Below are 19,791 nucleotides of genomic sequence, written 5' to 3'. Positions count from 1 at the left end.
TATGGGGTAGCAAGCGATGAAGCGCATTTTAATTGTTACAGGACAATCTGGATCTGGAAAGTCATCTGCATTACAGATACTTGAGGATTTGGGCTATTACTGTATCGATAATTTGCCATTGGCCTTACTCCCCGAAATTGTTGAAAAACTTGATTCAGAAAATAATCTTGAACAATTGGCACTGGGTGTGGATGTCCGCAGTACACGTGCAGATTTACAAGAGTTCGATTTGGTTTTTCAACAGCTACAACGCCATGGCTCAGTCGATATTATTTATTTGACCACGCGTGATCAGGAATTGATTGCGCGATTCAGTTCATCTCGACGTCCCCATCCGTTGGCAAGTCGTTTCAAAAGTTTAAATGAGTGCATACAGGAAGAAAAATCTTTACTGTTGCCGATTCAATTACGCTCGACAGTACATATTGATACTACAGATAAGAGCGTACATGATTTAAAACATACCTTGCTGTCTAAACTTGGACAGGCAGATAATTTAATTTTGATCTTACAGTCTTTTGGCTATAAGCATGGTATTCCACTCGATGCAGATTATGTTTTTGACGTCCGTCATTTGCCCAATCCGCACTGGGATATGGAATTACGTAAGTATTCAGGATTAGATGAGCCAGTTCGTCAATTTTTACAGCAAAGTGAACAAACCAATGAAATGTTCCAAGATATTTATCATTTCTTGGATAAATGGCTGCCGGCATTTGCCGAAGGGCATCGTCATTACATGACGGTGTCGATCGGTTGTACAGGTGGGCAACACCGTTCGGTATATATCGTAGATAGACTAAAAAAAGCACTTGAGGCAAAATGGTCTATTCAGGTTCTACATAGAGAAATGAAGCACTGGTCATGATCGACACAACTGTTGACGTAATTAATAAACTGGGTTTACATGCGCGTGCATCTGGCAAGCTAATCGAAGTCACGACCAAATTTCGCTCGTCGATTCAAATTGGTAAGGGTGGAAAATTAGTAGATGCCAAAAATATTATGTCTTTGCTGATGCTTGGCGCAGGCAAGGGCACAACTTTACGCTTAGTGATTGAAGGTGCAGATGAAGAAAAAGCTTTATCTGAAATTCAAGCACTGTTTGCGGCAAAATTTTACGAGGCAGATTAAACGTGGCACGTCGACCGAACCGCTATACCGAAGAAGACTTTGAATCCTTAGAAGGACGTGCAAGTAAAACTGAGCAAAAGAAAGCTGTACAACGTATGGCTGCTTTGGGCGAGGAACTTGCAAAACTGAATCCTAAACAGATTAAAAATCTTCCTGTTGAAGAGCGTCTGATCGAAGCACTACTAGATGCACAAACAATTACTTCACATGAAGCACGACGCCGTCAGTTTCAACGTGTAGGTAAATTACTGCGTAATGAAGATGAAACCATGATTTTATCTTACTTAACCCCGCAGCAAGGTGCGAAAAAAACAGCACAGCTTCAACGCTGGACTGAACGTATGATTGCCCAAGGTGATCCCGTCATTAAAGAGTTCATGAAAGCACATAATGCTGCTGAACATCATCCTATTCGTCAGCATATTTTGCGTATTCAACGTGATATAGCAAAAAATGTAAGCGAAGAAGAACTGACTGCGTCAAAGTTGAAATTGTTTAACTACATTCAACAAGTGGCTTTATTATCTGATAACTAATGCATGATTAGATAGCCAAGTACTTAGATAGCTCAATGATCAGAGAATTCAACATGATCTGATCATTGAAGCAAAACGTGAAGTTATAGACTTCACATCAAAAAAGCGACCTGATTAGGTCGCTTTTTTTGCTTAAATGATTGAAAAAATCATGCTTGGCTTTTGAGTTTTAACATTAACCAAATTCACCAACAGCGCGCTCTTTAGCCCATTCACGGAGAACGAACTTCTGAAGTTTACCTGTCGAGGTTTTTGGAATTTCGGTAATCACTACATCTTTAGGTACTTTGAAACGTGCAAGGTGCTGCTTACAGAATTCGATTAGTTCTTCAGGCGTTGCTTCTTTACCTGCTTTTAATTCAATAAAGGCACAAGGCACTTCTTGCCAACGAGGGTCAGGTTTTGCAACTACTGCAGCTGTCAGTACAGCAGGGTGTTGATATAGAATTTCTTCTACTTCGAGCGATGAAATGTTTTCACCCCCTGAAATGATCACATCTTTAGAGCGGTCAGTAATTTTGGCATAACCGTCAGGTTGGCAGACTGCTAAGTCGCCGGTATGGAACCAGCCACCGGCAAAGGCTTCAGCCGTTGCTTCTGGGTTTTTCAAATAACCTTTCATTACGATGTTGCCACGGAACATGATTTCACCCATGGTCTGGCCATCATGTGGAACAGGTAACATGGTTTCAGGATCAATGACTTTCATGCCATCTTGAAGCGGGTATGGCACACCTTGGCGAGAATGCAACTGTGCTTGTTCTTGAATGGAAAGATCAGACCAGCCTGCTTGCGATGCGCAAAGTGCTGATGGACCATAGGTTTCAGTCAAACCATAAACATGTGTGACATTGATGCCAATATTACGCATCCCTTCAATAATCGCTGCAGGTGGCGCTGCACCAGCAACCATCACTTCAACGCGATGGTCAAATTGTGCTTTTTTCTCTTCAGGCGTATTGATCATCATTGAAAGTACGATTGGCGCACCGCAGAAATAATCTACTTTGTGTTCTGCGATCAGTTTGAAAATCAGTTCAGGGTCGATTTTACGTAGACAAATATTGGTTCCACCATTGGCTGCCATTGTCCAAGCAAAGCACCAGCCATTACAGTGGAATAGAGGAAGCGTCCACAGATACGTTGCACGTGGCGTCATGCCGCAAGCAATGATGTTACTCGCTGCATTGATATATGCGCCGCGGTGATGATACACCACGCCTTTTGGATTCCCTGTGGTACCCGAGGTATAGCTTAAACTAATCGCATCCCATTCATCTTGAGGTAAGTGCCATTCAAAGTTGGCATCGCCTTGCGCCAACCAGTCTTCAAATTCGATTTGTCCAATCGGTTGTGCTGTGCCTTCAAATTCAGCATCTGCAACATCAATGACATAAATGTCTTGATCGATCAAAGCCAAAGCTTCGGTGGCAACTTGAGCAAATTCAGGGTCAACCAACAGGACTTTGGTTTCTGCATGTTCCAGCATGAAGGCAATGGTTTTCGCATCAAGGCGTGTATTTAGCGTATTTAGTACAGCACCCGCCATCGGTACGGCAAAGTGTGCTTCAACCATAGCCGGAACGTTCGGTAATAACACAGACACGGTGTCGTTTTTGCCAATGCCTAATTGTTGCAACTGATGTGCAAATTGACGACAGCGGTTATATGTTTGGCGCCATGAAATATGACGATTGCCATGGATAATGGCATCCTGATCAGGATAAATATAAGCTGCACGCTCTAAATAACGTAGAGGCGAAAGTGCCACAAAATTTGCCGGGGTCCGTGGCAATTCATCGTATGCGCTAACCATCGTGGTACTCCAAGTCCATGTCTATTTGTTTTAAATCTGACTTAACAATAATTCAGTCCGTAGCTTCTCTGCATTTATGCTTTAGTCGAGTATTTACACTAAATTTTTAAGCGATTGAAATTTAACATAATAAAAAACAATAAGGTGACGAAAATGAACCCTGTGGTTCTCAAAATTGATTTTTTAGCATAAATAATTTAGTTGAAAAACATACAGGGTTTGTTGGTTTTTTATACTAATTTGGCAGATATTTCCGTGTGTGATCCTCTTTGTTGATTCGGTTTGAATGATGCTTAACGAATAATGTAGAGCGCCTTGAATAGTCTTTGTGGGGATATAAACGAATGATATTTTCTTTAATTGATCGTGGCTTATTTGCTGTTTTTTAACAATAAACTTAAATTTGAGAAGATGCGAAACTTCGTATAATCTAAGTAAAAAATCAAGATGGCTTTTGCATTAACATTGCAAAAGCGGAAATCAAAAATAAAACAATACGGCTAAATACAATAAAAAGTATGGCGACAAGGATGAATATGACAATTCAACACGACATTGCATGGGAAAATTGGTCAGGTGCTCAGAAGTCGATCCCGAAGTCATTTATACAACCGCAAAATCTTGAGCAATTAATGGATGTGGTGCAATCCCATCCTAAGATTCGCTTGGTTGGCGCAGGGCACTCATTTAGCCCTTTGGTAAAAACCACAGATACCTTAGTAAGTTTAGATCATCTCAAAGGCATTCTAGATATCGATGCTGAACGCTGCCAAAGTACCGTCCAAGCTGGCACACGATTATTTGATTTGGGGGAGAAGCTCGCGTCTTTTGATCAGGCACTGATTAATCAAGGTGATATTGATCGTCAAAGTTTGGCTGGGGCTATCGCAACAGGAACACATGGTACCGGACTCGAATTACCATGTTTATCGGCATTGGTTACGGGTTTTGAGTTATTAACCGCGCAGGATGAATTAATACAATGCAGTGCTGAACAGAACAACGAAATTTTCCAAGCAGGGCGTGTTTCACTCGGGAGTTTAGGCGTGCTGACGCATGTACAGCTGCAAAATCGGCCGATGTATAAACTCAAAGAACAAACGCGATTATGTCCGCTGAAAGACGTCATGCAAAATATGCAGCAATGGCAATATGAACATCGACATATTGAGTTCTGGGCATTTAGTCATGCCGATCAGGTTATTTTAAAAACCTTAGATGTGACAGAAGATGACCTTCAACCGCGGAAAGAACAGTGGTTAGATGATGACGTATTACTCAAATTTTGTGCAGAATTGACGCGAATTTTTCCACCACTGAATCCATGGCTACAAAAATTATTGGGTGTTTTTGTCAAACCTTCGATGAACGTAGACTGGTCAAGTCGAATTTTTCCTTCTGCTCGAAATACCAAATTTAATGAGATGGAATACCAGATTCCGCTGCAACACGGGATGAATTGTTTAGAAGAAATTTTGCATACCCTTCGACGACATAAGGTTCCGATGTTTTTTCCGCTAGAATATCGACTTGTACGTGGGGATGATATTTGGCTCAGTCCGTTTTATCAGCAAGATTCGGCCTCAATTTCGGTGCATCAGTTCTATAAGCAAGATTATCAAGTCATCTTTAAGCTCGTGGAGCCGATTTTTTTAAAATATGGCGGGCGTCCGCATTGGGGGAAATTGCATAGCCTAAATGCGCGGCAGCTTCAAAATGTGTACCCCAAGTGGCAGGATTTTTTAAATATTCGACAAGAATTAGATCCGAAGCAAAAGTGGCTCAGTCCAGAGCTACAGCAAATACTGATTGAATAAGCATCGTGGAACGTTAAACGTTGAAGACCAATTGAACGATATGAACAAGGGGATGGCATGGATGCATATTTTCAAAAGTTGAATTCGCTGTTAAAACAAAATGGTACGGGGATGCCCCAGTTAATCGTGGATGTTGATGCATTAAATCACAACTTGGTGATCACTCAGCAGCAAATGCCAGAGCGTCTGCATCCGCGCTTGGTGGTGAAATCCTTGGCGTGCATGGCTCTGCTTCAACACTGTGCTACACAGCTCAAGACACAGCGTTTCATGCTATTTCATTTTGCACATCTAAAAACACTTTTCGAATCGATACCGCAAGCCGATGTGTTGTTTGGAAAACCGATGCCGATTCAGGCTTTGAACCATGCAGACAAGGCGTTTTTGCAGGCAACGCAATCGCAAGTGCAATGGCTGATTGATAGTGAACAGCGTTTAGCCCAATACCTCAAATTTGCTGAGCAGCATCAACTGTGTCTACGCATCAATATCGAAATCGATGTGGGGCTACACCGTGGTGGCCTGAAAACGATCCATGAGCTAAAGGCTGTTTTGGATCTAATCGTTCAACATCCCCAACATTTAAAATTTTCAGGATTAATGGGCTATGATGCACATGTGGCGAAGATTCCACGGCTGATCCAATCTGCTGAACAGACTTATCAACAGTCCCAGCAAAGTTATCAACAATTCAAAGCTTATGTACAACAGCGCTACCCAACCTTATGTGATGAACACACCTGTTGGAATGGTGGTGGTAGTCCTAGTTTTAGTTTTCATTGTCAGCAGAGTGTCTGTAACGAAGTCTCGTTTGGCTCGATGTTATTAAAACCTGCAGATTTTGAACTGAAAAATTTACAAGCTTTCCAAAGTGCCTTGTGGATCGCCACACCTGTGTTAAAAGTGTTGCCGCGGACTGAATTACCACAGTTAGAATGGCTCAGTCGTTGGGCAAAATATCAGGCTGTATTTATTTATGGAGGCTATTGGCGAGGGGACTATGTTTATCCTCAAGGCAGTCAGCCCCATGCGTTATATGGTCGCAGTAGTAATCAGGAACTTGTGCAAATTCCACAGACAAGCAGCATAGACGTAGATGATTATATTTTTTTACGTCCTGCACAAAGTGAAATGATCATCCCTCAATTTGCACAGCTTTGGTTGTACCAAGCCGATCAATTCATGGCCTTTGAGACCTTCAGAGAATAAAAAAGAGCCCGTTTGGACTCTTTTATTTAGGCTCAATGGTTTTGAAAAAAACTCACGATTTGAAGCTTACTCAAAACCGCCATAGTTAATACCCGTGAGGTTCGACATTTCTTTTTTCCATGTGGTCAGGTCATCTTTGCAGAATTGATTCAGATGATGATGTCCGCAGGCACGAGCCATGACTTGCATCAGTTCAACGGATGCATTTAGAAAATTCGCCAGTTGCTGTGCCGATTTGTCTATCTCTAAACGACGACGTAAATGATCTTGTTGCGTGGCGATGCCAACAGAACAATCATTGCTTTGACAGGCACGCATAGCTAAACAGCCAATGGCTTGCATGGCAGAGTTTGAAATCGCGATGGCATCTGCACCTAAAGCGAGTGCCTTAATAAAGTCAGCGGGTACACGAAGTCCACCTGTGATCACTAAACTAATATCTGACCGTCCTAAACGGTCTAAATGACGACGTGCTCGTGCAAGTGCAGGAATGGTCGGTACAGAGATATTGTCACGGAATAAGGTTGGGGCTGCACCTGTTCCACCGCCACGACCATCTAAAATAATATAGTCCACACCGATGCTGAGTGCTGCGTCAATATCACGTTCAATATGCTGTGCGGAGAGTTTATAGCCGATCGGGATGCCGCCGGTTTCTGCTCGGACATATTCTGCAAATTCACGATATTGTGAAAGATGAGTCCAGTCGGGGAAAGTTGCAGGAGAAATGGCTGCGGTGCCTTCTGGTAATTTGCGCACTTCAGCAATTTTTCCAACCACTTTATGGCCTGGCAGATGTCCTCCCGTACCTGTTTTTGCCGCTTGACCGCCTTTAAAATGAAAGGCCTGGCACTTTTTAACTTTTTCGATGTCATAGCCAAAACGACCCGATGCAAGTTCATAAAAATAACGTGAATTGGCCGCTTGTTCCTCAGCAAGCATTCCACCTTCACCTGAACAAATGCCTGTACCTGCAAGTTCAGCACCTATTGCAAGGGCAACTTTGGCTTCTTGAGATAACGCACCAAAACTCATATCTGACACAAACAGGGGGATTTTGAGTTTTAAGGGTTTTTTAGCATTTGGGCCAATCACTACTTCGGTTGCTACGGGTGCATCATCTAATAATGGAATTTTCCACAGTTGTGCGGTGATCAGTTGAATGTCCTCCCATTTCGGGAGTTGATTGAAAGGCACGCCCATCGCCGCTGTCGGACCATGATGTCCAAATTTACTTAAGCCATTTCGTGCGAGTTCTAAGATCAATTTATTATGTGGTTCTTCTGGCGCGGGCGCGGAATCAGCATATAGGCCTTGGTATTGATTACGCTTATATTGTTGAGGATTTCTTTTCTCCCACGCTTGAATTTCTTCAAGATCGACATACACCTGATCGCCTTCCACCCACGCTTTAAATTTTTGCAGATTTTTATTCAGATAACGTGGATTGATGCCAGTTTTATAAATATAGTGAGAACCATGCAGCCCACAGACGATTTTATCTCCTTGAATATGGGCATCGGCCATGAGTGCGCCGCGATGCTGACAGCGACCATACATGACTACGACTTGTTCTGCATCATCATCTTCGAGCCTTAAGACCACAAGATCGACATTGGCTGCGAGGGCATAAGCGGGTTGGAGCGGTTTTAAACTAGACCAAGATATAAGTGAGTGTGCTTGCATGATACCTGCCTACATAAAGATTTCAGTGGGTATTGGTGTTCGAAATTCGGAATAATTTTATGAATTAGAACGTGATTATTATGTTGACAGCATAAAACGCATTTCGGCTGAAATCTGCTTGAATTATCAGGAGTCTTGTAAAAGGCGGTAGAAAAATCAACTTCCATGGGATTAGAGGTTTATTAAAGTTGGCAGGGCGTGTAAAATTTAGGTCGAATTTTATTTATCCACCGTTTTTATCTTTTGAGGGTTTCCCTCGATCATAATCTCGCGGTGACATGCTCTATTGTACGGGGCATCACTCCTTAAGGATTTTTTATGCCAATTATCACTTTGCCAAATGGCGATCAAAAACAATTTGATCATGCCGTATCTGTGATGGAAGTTGCTCAAAGCATCGGTCCTGGTCTTGCAAAAAATACAGTTGCGGGTCGTGTAAACGATCGTTTAGTTGATGCGTCTGATTTAATTACAGCAGATGCCAGCCTGCAAATTATCACGCCGAAAGATGAAGATGGTATTCACATCATTCGTCACTCTTGCGCACACTTAGTGGGTCATGCAGTTAAGCAATTGTTCCCAGAAGCAAAAATGGTAATTGGTCCGGTCATTGAAGAAGGTTTCTACTATGACATCTGGATGCCACGTCCATTCACTTTAGATGACATGGCAGCGATCGAAGAGCGTATGAAAAAGCTCATCGACCAAGATTATGACGTCATCAAAAAAATGACGCCACGTGATGAAGTGATTAAAGAGTTCACTGCACGTGGCGAAGAATACAAACTACGTCTGATTGAAGACATGCCTGACGAAACTGAAATGGGCTTGTACTACCATCAAGACTATTTGGATATGTGCCGTGGTCCGCACGTTCCAAATACCAAATTCTTAAAATCGTTCAAGTTGACTAAAATCTCGGGTGCTTACTGGCGCGGTGATGCGAAAAACGAACAGTTACAACGTATCTACGGTACAGCTTGGTCAGACAAGAAACAGCTGGCTGCGTATATCAAACGTATTGAAGAAGCTGAAAAGCGCGATCACCGTAAAATCGGTAAAGCTTTAGACTTGTTCCATATGCAAGAAGAAGCGCCAGGTATGGTGTTCTGGCATCCAAATGGCTGGACGATTTACCAAGTGCTTGAACAGTACATGCGTAAAGTGCAGCAAGACAATGGTTATGAAGAAATCCGCACTCCACAAGTAGTGGATTTTACGCTTTGGGAAAAATCTGGACATGCTGCCAACTATGCAGACAACATGTTTACGACGCATTCAGAAAACCGTAACTATGCGGTGAAGCCAATGAACTGCCCATGTCATGTGCAAGTTTTCAACCAAGGTTTAAAATCTTACCGTGATCTTCCTGTACGTCTTGCAGAATTTGGTTCATGTCACCGTAACGAGCCATCAGGTTCATTGCATGGTATTATGCGTGTACGTGGTTTTACTCAAGATGATGCGCACATTTTCTGTACCAAAGAACAAATCGGAACTGAAGTTGCAGACTTTATTAAACTGACTTTAGATGTGTATAAAGACTTTGGCTTTGAGGAAGTGCAAATGAAATTGTCGACACGTCCAGAAAAACGTGTGGGCGATGATAAACTTTGGGACATGGCAGAAAAATCTTTGGCGGATGCTTTAGATGCTGCGGGTCTTGAATGGGAGCTTCAACCGGGTGAAGGTGCATTCTACGGTCCAAAAATTGAATTTTCATTGAAAGACTGCTTAGGTCGTGTATGGCAATGCGGTACAATCCAATGTGACTTCAACTTACCAGAGCGCCTTGATGCGTCTTATGTAACTGAAGATAACGACCGTGATCAGCCTGTAATGTTGCACCGTGCAATTCTTGGCAGTTTTGAGCGTTTTATTGGTATACTTATTGAACACTATGCTGGTTTCATGCCACCTTGGTTGTCTCCAATTCAAGCATGTGTGATGAACATTACCGATTCACAAGCTGAAGCATGTGAGTCAGTCGTCGCTAAACTTAAAGAAAGCGGTATCCGCGCGATTTCAGACTTGAGAAATGAGAAAATCGGCTTTAAGATTCGTGAACGTACTTTAGAGCGTATTCCTTACTTATTGGTTCTTGGGGACCGTGAAGTTGAGGAAGGTACTGTAAACGTCCGTACTCGCTCTGGAAAAAATTTGGGTACTATGTCAATTGATGCATTCGTTGACCTAGTAAAAGCAGCCGTAGCCGAACGCGGCCGGTACATTGTGGAGTAAAAGCGATTAAACAGCCTGACCGTAATCAACAGGGCGGAAAATCAAACCGTCCTGCCTTGAATGATGAAATTCGTGCAAAAGAAGTCCGTCTAGTAGACGAAAATGGCGAGCAAAAAGGGATTGTATCTATTGCTGACGCTTTGCGTGCTGCAGAAGCAGTAGATCTTGACCTTGTTGAGATTGTTGCTAATGCTGAGCCACCAGTCTGCAAAATCATGGATTTTAACAAGCATTTGTTTGATCTAAAACAAAAGCAAAAAGAAGCGAAGAAAAAACAACATCAAGTACAGGTGAAAGAAATCAAGCTACGCCCTGGTACTGATGTTGGTGACTACAACGTTAAACTACGTGCCATTATCAAGTTCCTTGAAGAAGGCAATAAGGTAAAAATCACGCTTCGTTTCCGTGGTCGTGAAATGGCACACCAACAGTTAGGTTTGGCTCAATTGCAAAAAATTGAAGCTGACGTGGTTGACTATGGTGTTGTTGAACAAACACCAAAAATGGAAGGCCGTCAAATGGGTATGCTGCTTGGTCCTAAAAAGAAAAAGTAAGTATCCATTAAAAAAGCACTGCATTTGCAGTGCTTTTTTTTGCCTATATTTTGCTTTTTTAATCTCAATGATGTTCAAGGGCACCAATAATTTTTGCTGCGTATTGATTGGAAAATAGAGCAAAATTCATGAATGCGAACTTATGTCTGAGGGTATTAAGTAAGTTTCTTTAAGAAAGACAAATTTGATTATATTTTAATTGATATTCAATCGTTGTTTCGATTCAGACGTTTTGAAATGCTTTAATTTAGTTTTAATGTAGGTATGAAGTGAGCAAAGCTTTTTATTGAGCTAACTATGTGAGATCTATTTACATAACACCGGCAGTGAGATGGGGATTTTCAGTACCCTCCAATAGATCTTTATCTTGGTTATATTAGGTCGTATATTCCATGTCATAAAAGCAATCAGAACAAAGTACATTTCATAGAAATAGATAGTAATACAAAGTAGGATTATTTTTTGCAAGATAAGCTAAAATTGAAAAATAGGGTATGACCGGTCTGTGACCCAGACCACCAAAGAATTACTAAAGCACCTATGGGTAAGATTAAGTTGAGAATAGATAAAAAACGAAACATATAAATTGGAATCAAGACACTATATTCTTGAGATGGCATGATTTTTTATTCTTGTTTGTCATGTTTTGAATCTAACTAATTTTCTTAATATAAAAAAGACCCCGAAGGGTCTTTTTTTTATGAGGGTTTACTCAGCGATATTTTCTTGGACAGGACTTTCTATCAATGCCTTTTTGCCAATTGGAATTTGGCGTGGTAGTTTTTCTTCAGGAATAATACGCTGTAAGTCCACTGTCAATAAACCATTTTCATATAGGGCTTGTTGCACTTCTATATGTTCATCTAAGCGTAAAGACAGTTTAAATGTACGACGAGCAATGCCTTTATGCAGGAATTCCACAGTTGTATCTTGCGCTTCAGTTGGTTTACCTGAAATGCTTAGCACTTGATTTTCTAAGTTTAGCGAAAGTTCATCTTCTGTAAAACCTGCGGTTGCCACCACAATGCGATAGCTATTTTCAGCCGTTTTTTCAATATTGTATGGCGGGTAATTTGGTGTGTCGCTTTGCATGGCATAATCAAATAAATCGTTGAAACGATCAAAACCAATGCTACGACGGAAAAGTGGGTTAAGATTTAAACTACTCATAATTAGAACTCTCTTTAATAAGCAAAGTTGTAACAATAAGAAATGTTCAGTGATGCTTGGCATCCACTGTTCACTAACAAGATCGTTTGATCCTTGTACATGTATCAATATCGGTCTGTGCTGATTTTTTTCAAGGGATTTTTATAAAAAAATTATATTTTTTGAATTTTTGTACCTTAAGTGATTTTAAAAGCAAAGTGATAATTCACATTTTAACGTTACTTTTCAGAAAAACTGACAAGCTTTCACTGGATTAAACATGTTATACATAAAGCAAAATGAGATTGCCTTACTGAAAATTAAAAAGGAATATAGATGATTGATCTCTACTATTGGGGTACACCCAATGGACATAAAATTACCATCGCTTTAGAAGAAATGGGTTTGGAATACCAAATTTTTCCGATTAATATCTTGGAAAATGATCAATTTCAGCCAGACTTTTTGAGAATTTCTCCGAACAATAAAATTCCTGCAATCGTGGATCAGAATGGCCCACGAGGAGAGTCAATTTCAGTTTTTGAGTCTGGTGCGATTCTGCAATATCTTGGACGTAAAACAGGTTTGTTTTATCCAGAAGATGAGTTTGAGCGCGTTGAAGTTGAACAATGGTTGATGTGGCAAATGGGTGGTTTTGGGCCCATGTTAGGACAAAATCATCATTTTAGTCGTTTTGCACCTGAACGTATTCCGTATGCAACTGAACGTTATGTAAATGAATCTAAACGCTTATATAAAGTTTTGAACCATCAGTTGATTGGTCAAAAATTTGTGGCTGGAGAGTATTCGATTGCAGATATGGCTATTCTGCCTTGGGCACTGCGTCATGAATGGCAGCAAATTCAGCTGGAAGATTATCCATACGTGAAAGACTATATTGATCGACTGACGGCCCGTCCAGCGGTACAAAAAGCCTTAGCAATACAGGTTTAAAAAAAGAGCATGGAAACATGCTCTTTTTTTTATGAAATGAATAGAAGCTTTTTCCACCAAGGTCTTTGGTTTTCTTTCAGGGTCTTGAGTGAGAAGGGCTGTAGGGCAACAAAGGGGTAGGCTACACCATTTTCGATATAAGGTTTGAACTTGGCACGTAAAAGTGACTGCTCAACCCGCTTATCAATGTGTGTAAGTCCAGAGCTTTTGATTAATTCAGCTTTTTGAACTTCGCCGGTGGCTAAAACATACAATTTAAAACTAAGGTCACGATTTTGATTGCCCAGATCGTCATTGTTGAAGTTAAAGATAGGTCGCTTTTGCCAAATCATTTGATCTTGTGTAATCACGTGTTGTTTGGCAACTTCAGAAGGACTTTGTGCATATAAAGCGGTCAAAATTTGTAATAACACGATAAAACTTAAGCAAAGAATTTTTTTCATAAAGTGAGTTAAAATTATTCAATATTTGCGTGGCAGATTAGAAGTCTCATGTATAAAAGTAAAGTGCGGAAAGACTCACCTTAAGATTTTAGATAGGACGGAAGAAAATTCTAACGCTGTGTTAGAATGCGGCGCTGCCGAAAAGAACGCGTTGTTGACGGCTTAGTTGGACGATTTTGCGATGAAAGACTTTTTCTTAAATTTTACCCGTATTGTTGAAAATAACCCAAGAATCTATTGGAGTATTATTTTTGGTATTGCAGGCTGCTTAGTGCTATTTGTCGCTGAAATTGTGCATGTTCAAAATATTCTTGCAGATTTACATACCAAAGATCAAAACTTGATGCGAGCTGCGATTGAACCGATTTCTTCACAATATAAATGGTCGAGAATCGTTGTAATTGTTGCAGCAGTGCTTTGGTCAAATTTTGAATATTTGAAGTCGAAGAAAAAATTAGGTCTCTAAGCATTCGTTTCGATGTGGTCGTTTTTAGTTTTATTCTTCGCGGCATTTGGGGCTGCGACCTTACTTCCTTTACAGTCCGAAGCCGTATTGCTCGGCTTGTTGAGCTATAGTCAACATAATCCATGGCTGCTGATTGTGGTGGCCAGTATTGGTAATATTCTCGGTTCTTGTGTGAATTGGTGGCTCGGTTTAAAAGTAGAACATTATAAAAATAAAACATGGTTTCCCGTGTCAGAGCTGAAAATGCAGCAGGCACAGGGTATTTATCACAAATATGGTTATTGGTCTTTGCTACTGAGTTGGCTGCCGATTATTGGAGACCCTATTACTTTAATTGCGGGTTTAATGAAAGAAAACTTCTGGCGCTTTGTGTTCATGGTGACCGTAGCGAAAACCGGGCGTTATCTCTGTATTTATCTTATATTTTTAGGTTTCTTCTGAGATAAAACAGGGCATTGAAACATTCAATCCCTGTTTGAAATGTTGAATCTATTACTTATTTACAGCCATTTACTTGAAACTGAATTTCATCTTTAAAGTTCGACTTTTTGTAGATCCAAAGGGTGCTCGCAGTACGTTTAACCGAGATCTGACTATTTCTCAATGCTTCAACGACTTTCTGATCGAGTGCATAAATGCCAGAGCCTTGCTTGATCTTCACCTTTTTCACTTGTCCGTGTTTGTCCACTTTAAAGTTAAATTTGACTTTACGATCGTGCTGTTTCAACTCATGACTAGTGAGATCTAATTTTGGTTGAGATACATATTGGAATGGCGTTTTCTTATCTGCACTCTGTGCATTCCAAACTTTTGAATCAAAGTTGAAATCACATTCAGGCATATTGCCTTTAACTCTCAAATTAAACGCTTGATAGCCAATAATGGCTTTGGATTCACCATTTTCTAAATGTGGTTTGACTTTAGCTTTTTTGACAGCAGCAATTAAGATTCGGTCGAGTTGATCGACCCCTGTACTTTCTTCAACACTTGCATCGGTAATGGTGCCTTTTGCATTTGCTGTAACACGAATAATGGCCGCGCGGTCACGTTGCTTGAGGTCTTCATTGGCATATACCGGTTTTGGAAAAACCGACCAATTTAAACGCGTGGTTAAATGCGCAGGAGCAACTTCAATATTCTGTGCCGGAAGTTGATGGGTTTTGGTTGAAGCACTAAACGCTGTAGAAAATGGAGCGCAGGCCAAAAGGGTTAAGCACAGATATTGTTTCATAAGTCTATTCTAAGATCACAAAGTGAGTGATGAATGCGTCGATATTGCTGCGCAGTATTTCCTGTATTGGAAATACTGGCAAGGTTTAAATGGAAAATATGCCATTATTTTTTTGACTGATGGGTAATGTCGATCCCAAACAAGTCACGGGTTTTTGCCCAGCTGATTGCAACAACAGCCATGGTCATACAACCACCAAAAAGTGTCGCCATGATCGTGCCCATGTATTTTGCTGCAAGTCCCGATTCAAAAGCTCCAAGTTCATTACTGCTAGAAACAAACATGCCATTGACCGCGGCAACACGCCCACGCATATTTTCCGGTGGGTAGAGCTGTAAAATCGTTTGACGCACGACGACAGAAACACTGTCACATGCACCAGTCATTGCCAGTGCAAAGAGTGATAACCAAAGATGGCTTGAAAATGCGAATAAAATGGTAAATACACCAAAACCCGCTACAGCCAATAACATATTACGCCATGCATGATGAGTTGGAGGGAATTTGGTCAATGCAATCATGGTGATCAGGGCGCCAATGGATGGTGCTGCCCGTAAGTAGCCTAAACCTTCAGGCCCCACTTTTAAAATATCTTCGGCAAAAATCGGTAAGAGGGCAATCACGCCACCAAAAAGCACAGAAACTAAATCGAGTGAAATCGCCCAAAGGACAATTTTGGTCTTCCAGATAAATCGAAAACCTTCACTTAAACTATCTTTTAAATTGTCAGATTCAATTTTAGGAAAACTGCGTTTATTGAGTAGGTTAATGAGAACGAAGCAGACCGTTAGTAGCGCCGCAACACTGAGTAAGCTGGTTTCACGGCCTAAAAATGCCAACATAAAACCGCCAAGCATTGGCCCAATAATCACCCCACTTTGCCAACCAATCGTTGTCCATGTTGCACCATTGGCATAGAGCTCCCGCGGGATTAAAAAAGGTTTAAGCGACGTTGCCGAGGGATTATAGAAACCACGGATCGTTCCAAGCCCAAAAATGACCGCATAAATACCCCAAGACAGTTGGGTGACATCAATTTGGCCGAGACCATATTGGTGAAATAACCCCCAAAGAATCAGTGGCATCGGTACAGAAAAAAACAGACAAATTTTCATAATGGTCTGTTTATTGAAACGATCTGCAAAGTATCCTCCCCACAAAGAGAGAGCAATAAAAGGAATTGCTTCGGCTAAACCAATTAAGCCCAGTGTTAGCGGGTCTTTAGTGATTTGATACAGTGAGTAAGCAACAATAATTTCTTGAATCAAAATGGCTAAGGTCAGACAAAATTGATTAAGCGTAACAATCGAGAAATCCCGATAACGTAGGGCTGCAAAAGCATCCTGTGCAGGTTTCATAATGGACATTAATAGTTGGCGTGCCGACATTATATAAGCCTTATTGGGTATCGCTTATAAAATCATCGGAAAATCTATATTAGAAAATTAATTAAGTTCGATATTCGGTAGAAAGATTCGCTTTTGTTTTGAGCAAAGATGCTTTAGAATACTCGCTCCCTTACCTGCAGGGCGTCTTTGCAATGGTGCAGACGTGCCGAACAGGTGTTCAAAAGAGGTTCTTATGCCTAAGATGAAAACTCGCCGTGGTGCAGCTAAACGCTTCAAGCCAACTGCAAACGGTTTTAAACGTCACCAAGCGTTCAAACGACACATTTTGACCAAAAAATCTGCTAAGCGTATCCGTCAATTACGCGGCTGTGTAATGGTTCACGTAAGTGACGTTGCTTCAGTTCGCCGTATGTGCCCATACATCTAAGGAGATTATAAATGGCTCGTGTTAAACGTGGTGTACAGGCTCATCGCCGTCATAAAAAAATTCTTGCTCGTGCTAAAGGTTACTACGGCGCTCGTTCACGCGTATATCGCGTAGCGTTCCAAGCAGTAATCAAAGCAGGTCAATATGCTTACCGTGACCGTCGTCAAAAGAAACGTCAATTCCGTGCTCTATGGATTGCGCGTATTAATGCTGGTGCTCGTCAAAATGGTTTGTCGTACAGCCGTATGATCGCTGGCTTGAAAAAAGCTCAAGTGATTATCGACCGTCGCGTACTTGCTGACATCGCTATGCATGACGCAGTTGCGTTTGCTGCTTTAGCTTCTAAAGCTAAAGATGCATTAGCTGCATAAGTCTTTATGACTTAAAAAGGGACCGCTTTTAGCGGTCTTTTTTTTGGGCTTTAAATTCTTATGTAAGCTTAACCAATATTAATCGGTTTTTGTTTTAAGCTGGACATAAGCAAGGTCTAGGTGCTGAAAATGATAGTTATGCCAATGATAATAAATGGGAAATTCATAAATTGCATTTATTTTAAAGTGCGTGTTGTAGAAAGGTGTTTTGGGTAAAATATGAAAAGTTTGCTGGTTGTCTAATAACAACCATTTCTGACCATCTGCATCCATTGAGAGTAATTGCGCATCGGTCATTTTATGAGTGCCAAAATGCAAAGCATAATAACTATGCAATACCGGCATTAGAAAAAAGCTCAGGCTCAGCGTTAAAAATGTACTGGACAGCACGCTTCCTGTAAACGCCATTTTGGGAATATCTTTTTGTATCCACAATACGCTTGGAATGAAAATCAGCAGAAAAATAATGGCCAAACACAGCAAAACCGGATAATTAGAAATATAAAAGAACTGCGCTTGCGCGTTTAAATATAAGCCCAAAATACCAATAGGAACGCTGCCGATAAGCAGGTAGGCGATCCGCGGGCTGATCTTGGTTTGCAGAATTAAATTTTGCAGATCTTCTTGAGAAAGCGTCAGCGCCGCAATCTCATCCTGAAAATTATAATATTGTTTGAGTATTTGAATCAGCTGCCCTTTTTCATGTTCACTTAAGCATGCAAGGTGCAATTGAGATTGAACATTTTTAAGGGGGAAGAATAAAAGCTGTGGATTTTCTTTGTTGGCAGTCTGATAAATGGGACGTTGCAGCCATGAGATTCGTTTTGGGCGTTTTATACCAAGAATGGCAAATTGACAGTATTCTACCTCCTGCCGCTGAATGAATGTGCTGAGAGGTATTTTCCACAAGCGGTAATAAATTTTATCAGGCGTAATGACCAGTTTAATCTGCGTTTTTAAGTAATCAATGACAATTATAGATACGATGTAGAGCAGGATCAGCTGGGCATGATCGGCTTGCAGCTTGTAAATCGGGAAATTTTTTAGGGTGAATTGCAGGTATTCAATCACTATGCTGACGTTAAGCGGTTGAGCTTGATCTCTAAACCATTTGAAAAAAGGTATAATAAAGACCATCGCAATGCCTAGTAAAATAAGCATTAAAATTGTTGGCCATGAAATCAGCGGTTTTCTAGCATAAATGTCAAATTCTGTTTTCATAAAGTCTCATAATAATTATGTTGAAATTTTATATTTAAGTGTTTGGTTACTATATTTAAATTTTGAATATTTGATCGATGCTTAGCGTTAAATTATATCTGAAAATGAATAGGCTAGGTAGGTGCTGCGCCCCGAGCCACGGTTTGTGCGTATTATGTCGGGATTTCAATGTTTAGCATCGATCTTGTTGCCTGGCCGGTTTGTTTAATGCTCAGTTGAAGGCCCGCACATGCACACGGCGCTTTTCGCTCAGAACGGGAAGGTATTTATATTGCGCATGTTCATCATAATTGCGGGCAGAATTAATTCATTCATCTGGGGACAGCTAGAATCTGTTTTTTTTATAAGGCGTGCAGATAGGGGGACGGCCATAAATGAATGGATAAATACCAACTGAAAAATTATTGGATCAATATAGGCTGTGAAAAGTGTGTTTTTATACCGCAATTGAACCTGACTTTATCAATATCGATGCAGATCTTTTGGATTATCGTGAAGAATAAAAGTTAACCTACAGATCCAATGCTGTTATCTTGAAGTAGATTCACCAGACTCAAGTAGATCATCATGACAATGAAAAGAATAAATGTAGTCGGTACATCGGCCACTGGAAAATCAACCTTTTCCAGAGCTTTGGCGGACAAATTAGGACTAAATTATATAGAACTGGATAATCTATTTTGGCTAGATGATTGGCAGGAGTGTCCTGACGAAATCTTTTTTGCACGTATCGGAGCTGAAATTGCTAAAGCGAAAAATGGTTATGTTATTGATGGCAACTATACTCGAACGATTCCTGTTAAATGGTCTGAAATAGATACGGTGATATGGTTAGACCTTCCGTTTCCAGTCAATTTATACCGCTCTGTAAAGCGCGCAATTTCTCGGGCTAAGTCCAAACAAGATCTTTGGCCAGATTCAAATAATCAGGAAAGTTTGTGGCGGATGTTGGGTCGAGATTCCATTGTCTGGTGGATGATTAAGACCCATAAAAAGAATCGTGAAAAATATCTACAGATGATGAATGCACCTGAATATCAACATATTCAATGGATTCGTTTAAAGTCTGCAAATGCAGTTGATGTATTTTTAGAACAATTGGACTCTTATGTTTTTGATGTTTAAGTTTTGATGTTTTATCAATAAAAAGTGCAGTTAAGTTACAGAAATAATCTTTATACCGCGCT

The 19,791-nt window shown here is 40.7% G+C and carries 20 protein-coding genes; 13 read left to right on the top strand and 7 right to left on the bottom strand.

Annotated elements, in window-relative coordinates; all coding sequences use genetic code 11:
- Window positions 1-16 precede the first annotated feature (16 nt).
- Genes rapZ through yjgA form a run of 3 tightly spaced genes read left to right on the top strand, consistent with a single transcriptional unit; the run spans window position 17 to window position 1,670 of the window.
- The gene (rapZ, locus tag LXF01_RS13560; protein ID WP_180011688.1) at window positions 17-868 is read left to right on the top strand and encodes an RNase adapter RapZ; all 852 of its coding nucleotides are present in this window, start codon (window positions 17-19) and stop codon (window positions 866-868) included.
- The gene (locus tag LXF01_RS13555) at window positions 865-1,134 is read left to right on the top strand and encodes an HPr family phosphocarrier protein (RefSeq protein ID WP_067763492.1); all 270 of its coding nucleotides are present in this window, start codon (window positions 865-867) and stop codon (window positions 1,132-1,134) included. Before rapZ ends, LXF01_RS13555 begins: the two co-directional genes overlap by 4 nt.
- Before the next feature lie 2 nt (window positions 1,135-1,136).
- Window positions 1,137-1,670, top strand: a complete 534-nt coding sequence (gene yjgA, locus LXF01_RS13550) for a ribosome biogenesis factor YjgA (RefSeq protein ID WP_078189593.1) — start codon at window positions 1,137-1,139, stop codon at window positions 1,668-1,670.
- Window positions 1,671-1,845: 175 nt separating this feature from the next.
- Here yjgA and LXF01_RS13545 read toward each other — a convergent pair whose 3' ends face one another.
- Complete coding sequence (locus tag LXF01_RS13545; protein ID WP_111884733.1) at window positions 1,846-3,486, bottom strand: acyl-CoA synthetase; 1,641 nt, start codon at window positions 3,484-3,486, stop codon at window positions 1,846-1,848.
- A gap of 536 nt (window positions 3,487-4,022) precedes the next feature.
- On the opposite strand from LXF01_RS13545, the gene LXF01_RS13540 reads away from it, so the two are divergent.
- Together LXF01_RS13540 and LXF01_RS13535 are read left to right on the top strand one after the other, a co-directional pair.
- Window positions 4,023-5,303, top strand: a complete 1,281-nt coding sequence (locus LXF01_RS13540; protein ID WP_233945483.1) for a D-arabinono-1,4-lactone oxidase — start codon at window positions 4,023-4,025, stop codon at window positions 5,301-5,303.
- 57 nt (window positions 5,304-5,360) lie between these two features.
- Window positions 5,361-6,512, top strand: a complete 1,152-nt coding sequence (locus LXF01_RS13535) for an alanine racemase (protein ID WP_233944541.1) — start codon at window positions 5,361-5,363, stop codon at window positions 6,510-6,512.
- A gap of 66 nt (window positions 6,513-6,578) precedes the next feature.
- Here the strand turns inward: LXF01_RS13535 and LXF01_RS13530 are convergent, their stop codons facing one another.
- The gene (locus LXF01_RS13530; RefSeq protein WP_233944540.1) at window positions 6,579-8,198 is read right to left on the bottom strand and encodes a glutamate synthase-related protein; all 1,620 of its coding nucleotides are present in this window, start codon (window positions 8,196-8,198) and stop codon (window positions 6,579-6,581) included.
- Window positions 8,199-8,516: 318 nt separating this feature from the next.
- On the opposite strand from LXF01_RS13530, the gene thrS reads away from it, so the two are divergent.
- Both thrS and infC read left to right on the top strand, forming a co-directional pair.
- Window positions 8,517-10,439 (top strand): threonine--tRNA ligase, encoded by a 1,923-nt coding sequence (thrS, locus tag LXF01_RS13525; RefSeq protein WP_233944539.1) that lies wholly within the window; start codon window positions 8,517-8,519, stop codon window positions 10,437-10,439.
- Window positions 10,440-10,444: 5 nt separating this feature from the next.
- Window positions 10,445-10,993: a translation initiation factor IF-3 gene (gene infC / locus LXF01_RS13520; RefSeq protein WP_233945482.1), complete on the top strand. Its 549-nt coding sequence runs from the start codon at window positions 10,445-10,447 to the stop codon at window positions 10,991-10,993.
- A 708-nt stretch (window positions 10,994-11,701) separates the two neighbouring features.
- Here the strand turns inward: infC and LXF01_RS13515 are convergent.
- Window positions 11,702-12,163, bottom strand: a complete 462-nt coding sequence (locus LXF01_RS13515) for an Hsp20 family protein (RefSeq protein ID WP_078192642.1) — start codon at window positions 12,161-12,163, stop codon at window positions 11,702-11,704.
- Between the two features lie 315 nt (window positions 12,164-12,478).
- On the opposite strand from LXF01_RS13515, the gene LXF01_RS13510 reads away from it, so the two are divergent.
- On the top strand, window positions 12,479-13,096 hold the full coding sequence (locus tag LXF01_RS13510; protein WP_078192641.1) for a glutathione S-transferase N-terminal domain-containing protein: 618 nt from the start codon (window positions 12,479-12,481) through the stop codon (window positions 13,094-13,096).
- Window positions 13,097-13,125: 29 nt separating this feature from the next.
- On the opposite strand, the gene LXF01_RS13505 is transcribed toward LXF01_RS13510, so the two are convergent.
- Entirely contained in the window at window positions 13,126-13,539 is a 414-nt protein-coding gene (locus LXF01_RS13505) for an energy transducer TonB (protein ID WP_180164420.1), read from the bottom strand.
- 181 nt (window positions 13,540-13,720) lie between these two features.
- Between LXF01_RS13505 and LXF01_RS13500 the strand changes: the two genes are divergently transcribed.
- Window positions 13,721-14,005 (top strand): hypothetical protein, encoded by a 285-nt coding sequence (locus tag LXF01_RS13500; RefSeq protein WP_078192639.1) that lies wholly within the window; start codon window positions 13,721-13,723, stop codon window positions 14,003-14,005.
- A 12-nt stretch (window positions 14,006-14,017) separates the two neighbouring features.
- Complete coding sequence (locus tag LXF01_RS13495; RefSeq protein ID WP_180093399.1) at window positions 14,018-14,446, top strand: YqaA family protein; 429 nt, start codon at window positions 14,018-14,020, stop codon at window positions 14,444-14,446.
- A gap of 55 nt (window positions 14,447-14,501) precedes the next feature.
- Here the strand turns inward: LXF01_RS13495 and LXF01_RS13490 are convergent, their stop codons facing one another.
- Both LXF01_RS13490 and LXF01_RS13485 read right to left on the bottom strand, forming a co-directional pair.
- Window positions 14,502-15,236, bottom strand: a complete 735-nt coding sequence (locus LXF01_RS13490; RefSeq protein ID WP_233944538.1) for an energy transducer TonB — start codon at window positions 15,234-15,236, stop codon at window positions 14,502-14,504.
- Window positions 15,237-15,340: 104 nt separating this feature from the next.
- The gene (locus LXF01_RS13485; RefSeq protein WP_233945481.1) at window positions 15,341-16,594 is read right to left on the bottom strand and encodes an MFS transporter; all 1,254 of its coding nucleotides are present in this window, start codon (window positions 16,592-16,594) and stop codon (window positions 15,341-15,343) included.
- A gap of 223 nt (window positions 16,595-16,817) precedes the next feature.
- On the opposite strand from LXF01_RS13485, the gene rpmI reads away from it, so the two are divergent.
- The gene (gene rpmI / locus LXF01_RS13480; protein WP_065994397.1) at window positions 16,818-17,012 is read left to right on the top strand and encodes a 50S ribosomal protein L35; all 195 of its coding nucleotides are present in this window, start codon (window positions 16,818-16,820) and stop codon (window positions 17,010-17,012) included.
- Between the two features lie 11 nt (window positions 17,013-17,023).
- Window positions 17,024-17,383 carry a 50S ribosomal protein L20 gene (gene rplT / locus LXF01_RS13475; protein ID WP_004647525.1) on the top strand — a complete coding sequence of 120 codons (360 nt, stop codon included), beginning with the start codon at window positions 17,024-17,026 and terminating at the stop codon, window positions 17,381-17,383.
- A 78-nt stretch (window positions 17,384-17,461) separates the two neighbouring features.
- Here rplT and LXF01_RS13470 read toward each other — a convergent pair whose 3' ends face one another.
- Window positions 17,462-18,604, bottom strand: coding sequence for a hypothetical protein (locus tag LXF01_RS13470; protein WP_233944537.1), 1,143 nt, complete (start codon window positions 18,602-18,604; stop codon window positions 17,462-17,464).
- 573 nt (window positions 18,605-19,177) lie between these two features.
- On the opposite strand from LXF01_RS13470, the gene LXF01_RS13465 reads away from it, so the two are divergent.
- Window positions 19,178-19,729 (top strand): adenylate kinase, encoded by a 552-nt coding sequence (locus tag LXF01_RS13465; RefSeq protein WP_233944536.1) that lies wholly within the window; start codon window positions 19,178-19,180, stop codon window positions 19,727-19,729.
- Window positions 19,730-19,791: the final 62 nt, after the last annotated feature.

Origin of the sequence: Acinetobacter sp. SH20PTE14, from assembly GCF_021391555.1 — a bacterium.
Classification (GTDB): Bacteria; Pseudomonadota; Gammaproteobacteria; order Pseudomonadales; family Moraxellaceae; genus Acinetobacter; species Acinetobacter amyesii.
This window is presented reverse-complemented; position numbering and strand designations above follow the sequence as displayed.

Excerpts from the sequence above, each read along its gene's own strand:
- rapZ (WP_180011688.1), top strand. The coding sequence starts at position 17 with ATGAAGCGCATTTTAATTGTTACAGGACAATCTGGATCTGGAAAGTCA.
- LXF01_RS13555 (WP_067763492.1), top strand. The coding sequence starts at position 865 with ATGATCGACACAACTGTTGACGTAATTAATAAACTGGGTTTACATGCG.
- LXF01_RS13545 (WP_111884733.1), bottom strand. The coding sequence starts at position 3,486 with ATGGTTAGCGCATACGATGAATTGCCACGGACCCCGGCAAATTTTGTG.
- LXF01_RS13540 (WP_233945483.1), top strand. The coding sequence starts at position 4,023 with ATGACAATTCAACACGACATTGCATGGGAAAATTGGTCAGGTGCTCAG.
- LXF01_RS13535 (WP_233944541.1), top strand. The coding sequence starts at position 5,361 with ATGGATGCATATTTTCAAAAGTTGAATTCGCTGTTAAAACAAAATGGT.
- LXF01_RS13530 (WP_233944540.1), bottom strand. The coding sequence starts at position 8,198 with ATGCAAGCACACTCACTTATATCTTGGTCTAGTTTAAAACCGCTCCAA.
- thrS (WP_233944539.1), top strand. The coding sequence starts at position 8,517 with ATGCCAATTATCACTTTGCCAAATGGCGATCAAAAACAATTTGATCAT.
- LXF01_RS13515 (WP_078192642.1), bottom strand. The coding sequence starts at position 12,163 with ATGAGTAGTTTAAATCTTAACCCACTTTTCCGTCGTAGCATTGGTTTT.
- LXF01_RS13510 (WP_078192641.1), top strand. The coding sequence starts at position 12,479 with ATGATTGATCTCTACTATTGGGGTACACCCAATGGACATAAAATTACC.
- LXF01_RS13505 (WP_180164420.1), bottom strand. The coding sequence starts at position 13,539 with ATGAAAAAAATTCTTTGCTTAAGTTTTATCGTGTTATTACAAATTTTG.
- LXF01_RS13500 (WP_078192639.1), top strand. The coding sequence starts at position 13,721 with ATGAAAGACTTTTTCTTAAATTTTACCCGTATTGTTGAAAATAACCCA.
- LXF01_RS13495 (WP_180093399.1), top strand. The coding sequence starts at position 14,018 with ATGTGGTCGTTTTTAGTTTTATTCTTCGCGGCATTTGGGGCTGCGACC.
- LXF01_RS13490 (WP_233944538.1), bottom strand. The coding sequence starts at position 15,236 with ATGAAACAATATCTGTGCTTAACCCTTTTGGCCTGCGCTCCATTTTCT.
- LXF01_RS13485 (WP_233945481.1), bottom strand. The coding sequence starts at position 16,594 with ATGAAACCTGCACAGGATGCTTTTGCAGCCCTACGTTATCGGGATTTC.
- rpmI (WP_065994397.1), top strand. The coding sequence starts at position 16,818 with ATGCCTAAGATGAAAACTCGCCGTGGTGCAGCTAAACGCTTCAAGCCA.
- rplT (WP_004647525.1), top strand. The coding sequence starts at position 17,024 with ATGGCTCGTGTTAAACGTGGTGTACAGGCTCATCGCCGTCATAAAAAA.
- LXF01_RS13470 (WP_233944537.1), bottom strand. The coding sequence starts at position 18,604 with ATGAAAACAGAATTTGACATTTATGCTAGAAAACCGCTGATTTCATGG.
- LXF01_RS13465 (WP_233944536.1), top strand. The coding sequence starts at position 19,178 with ATGAAAAGAATAAATGTAGTCGGTACATCGGCCACTGGAAAATCAACC.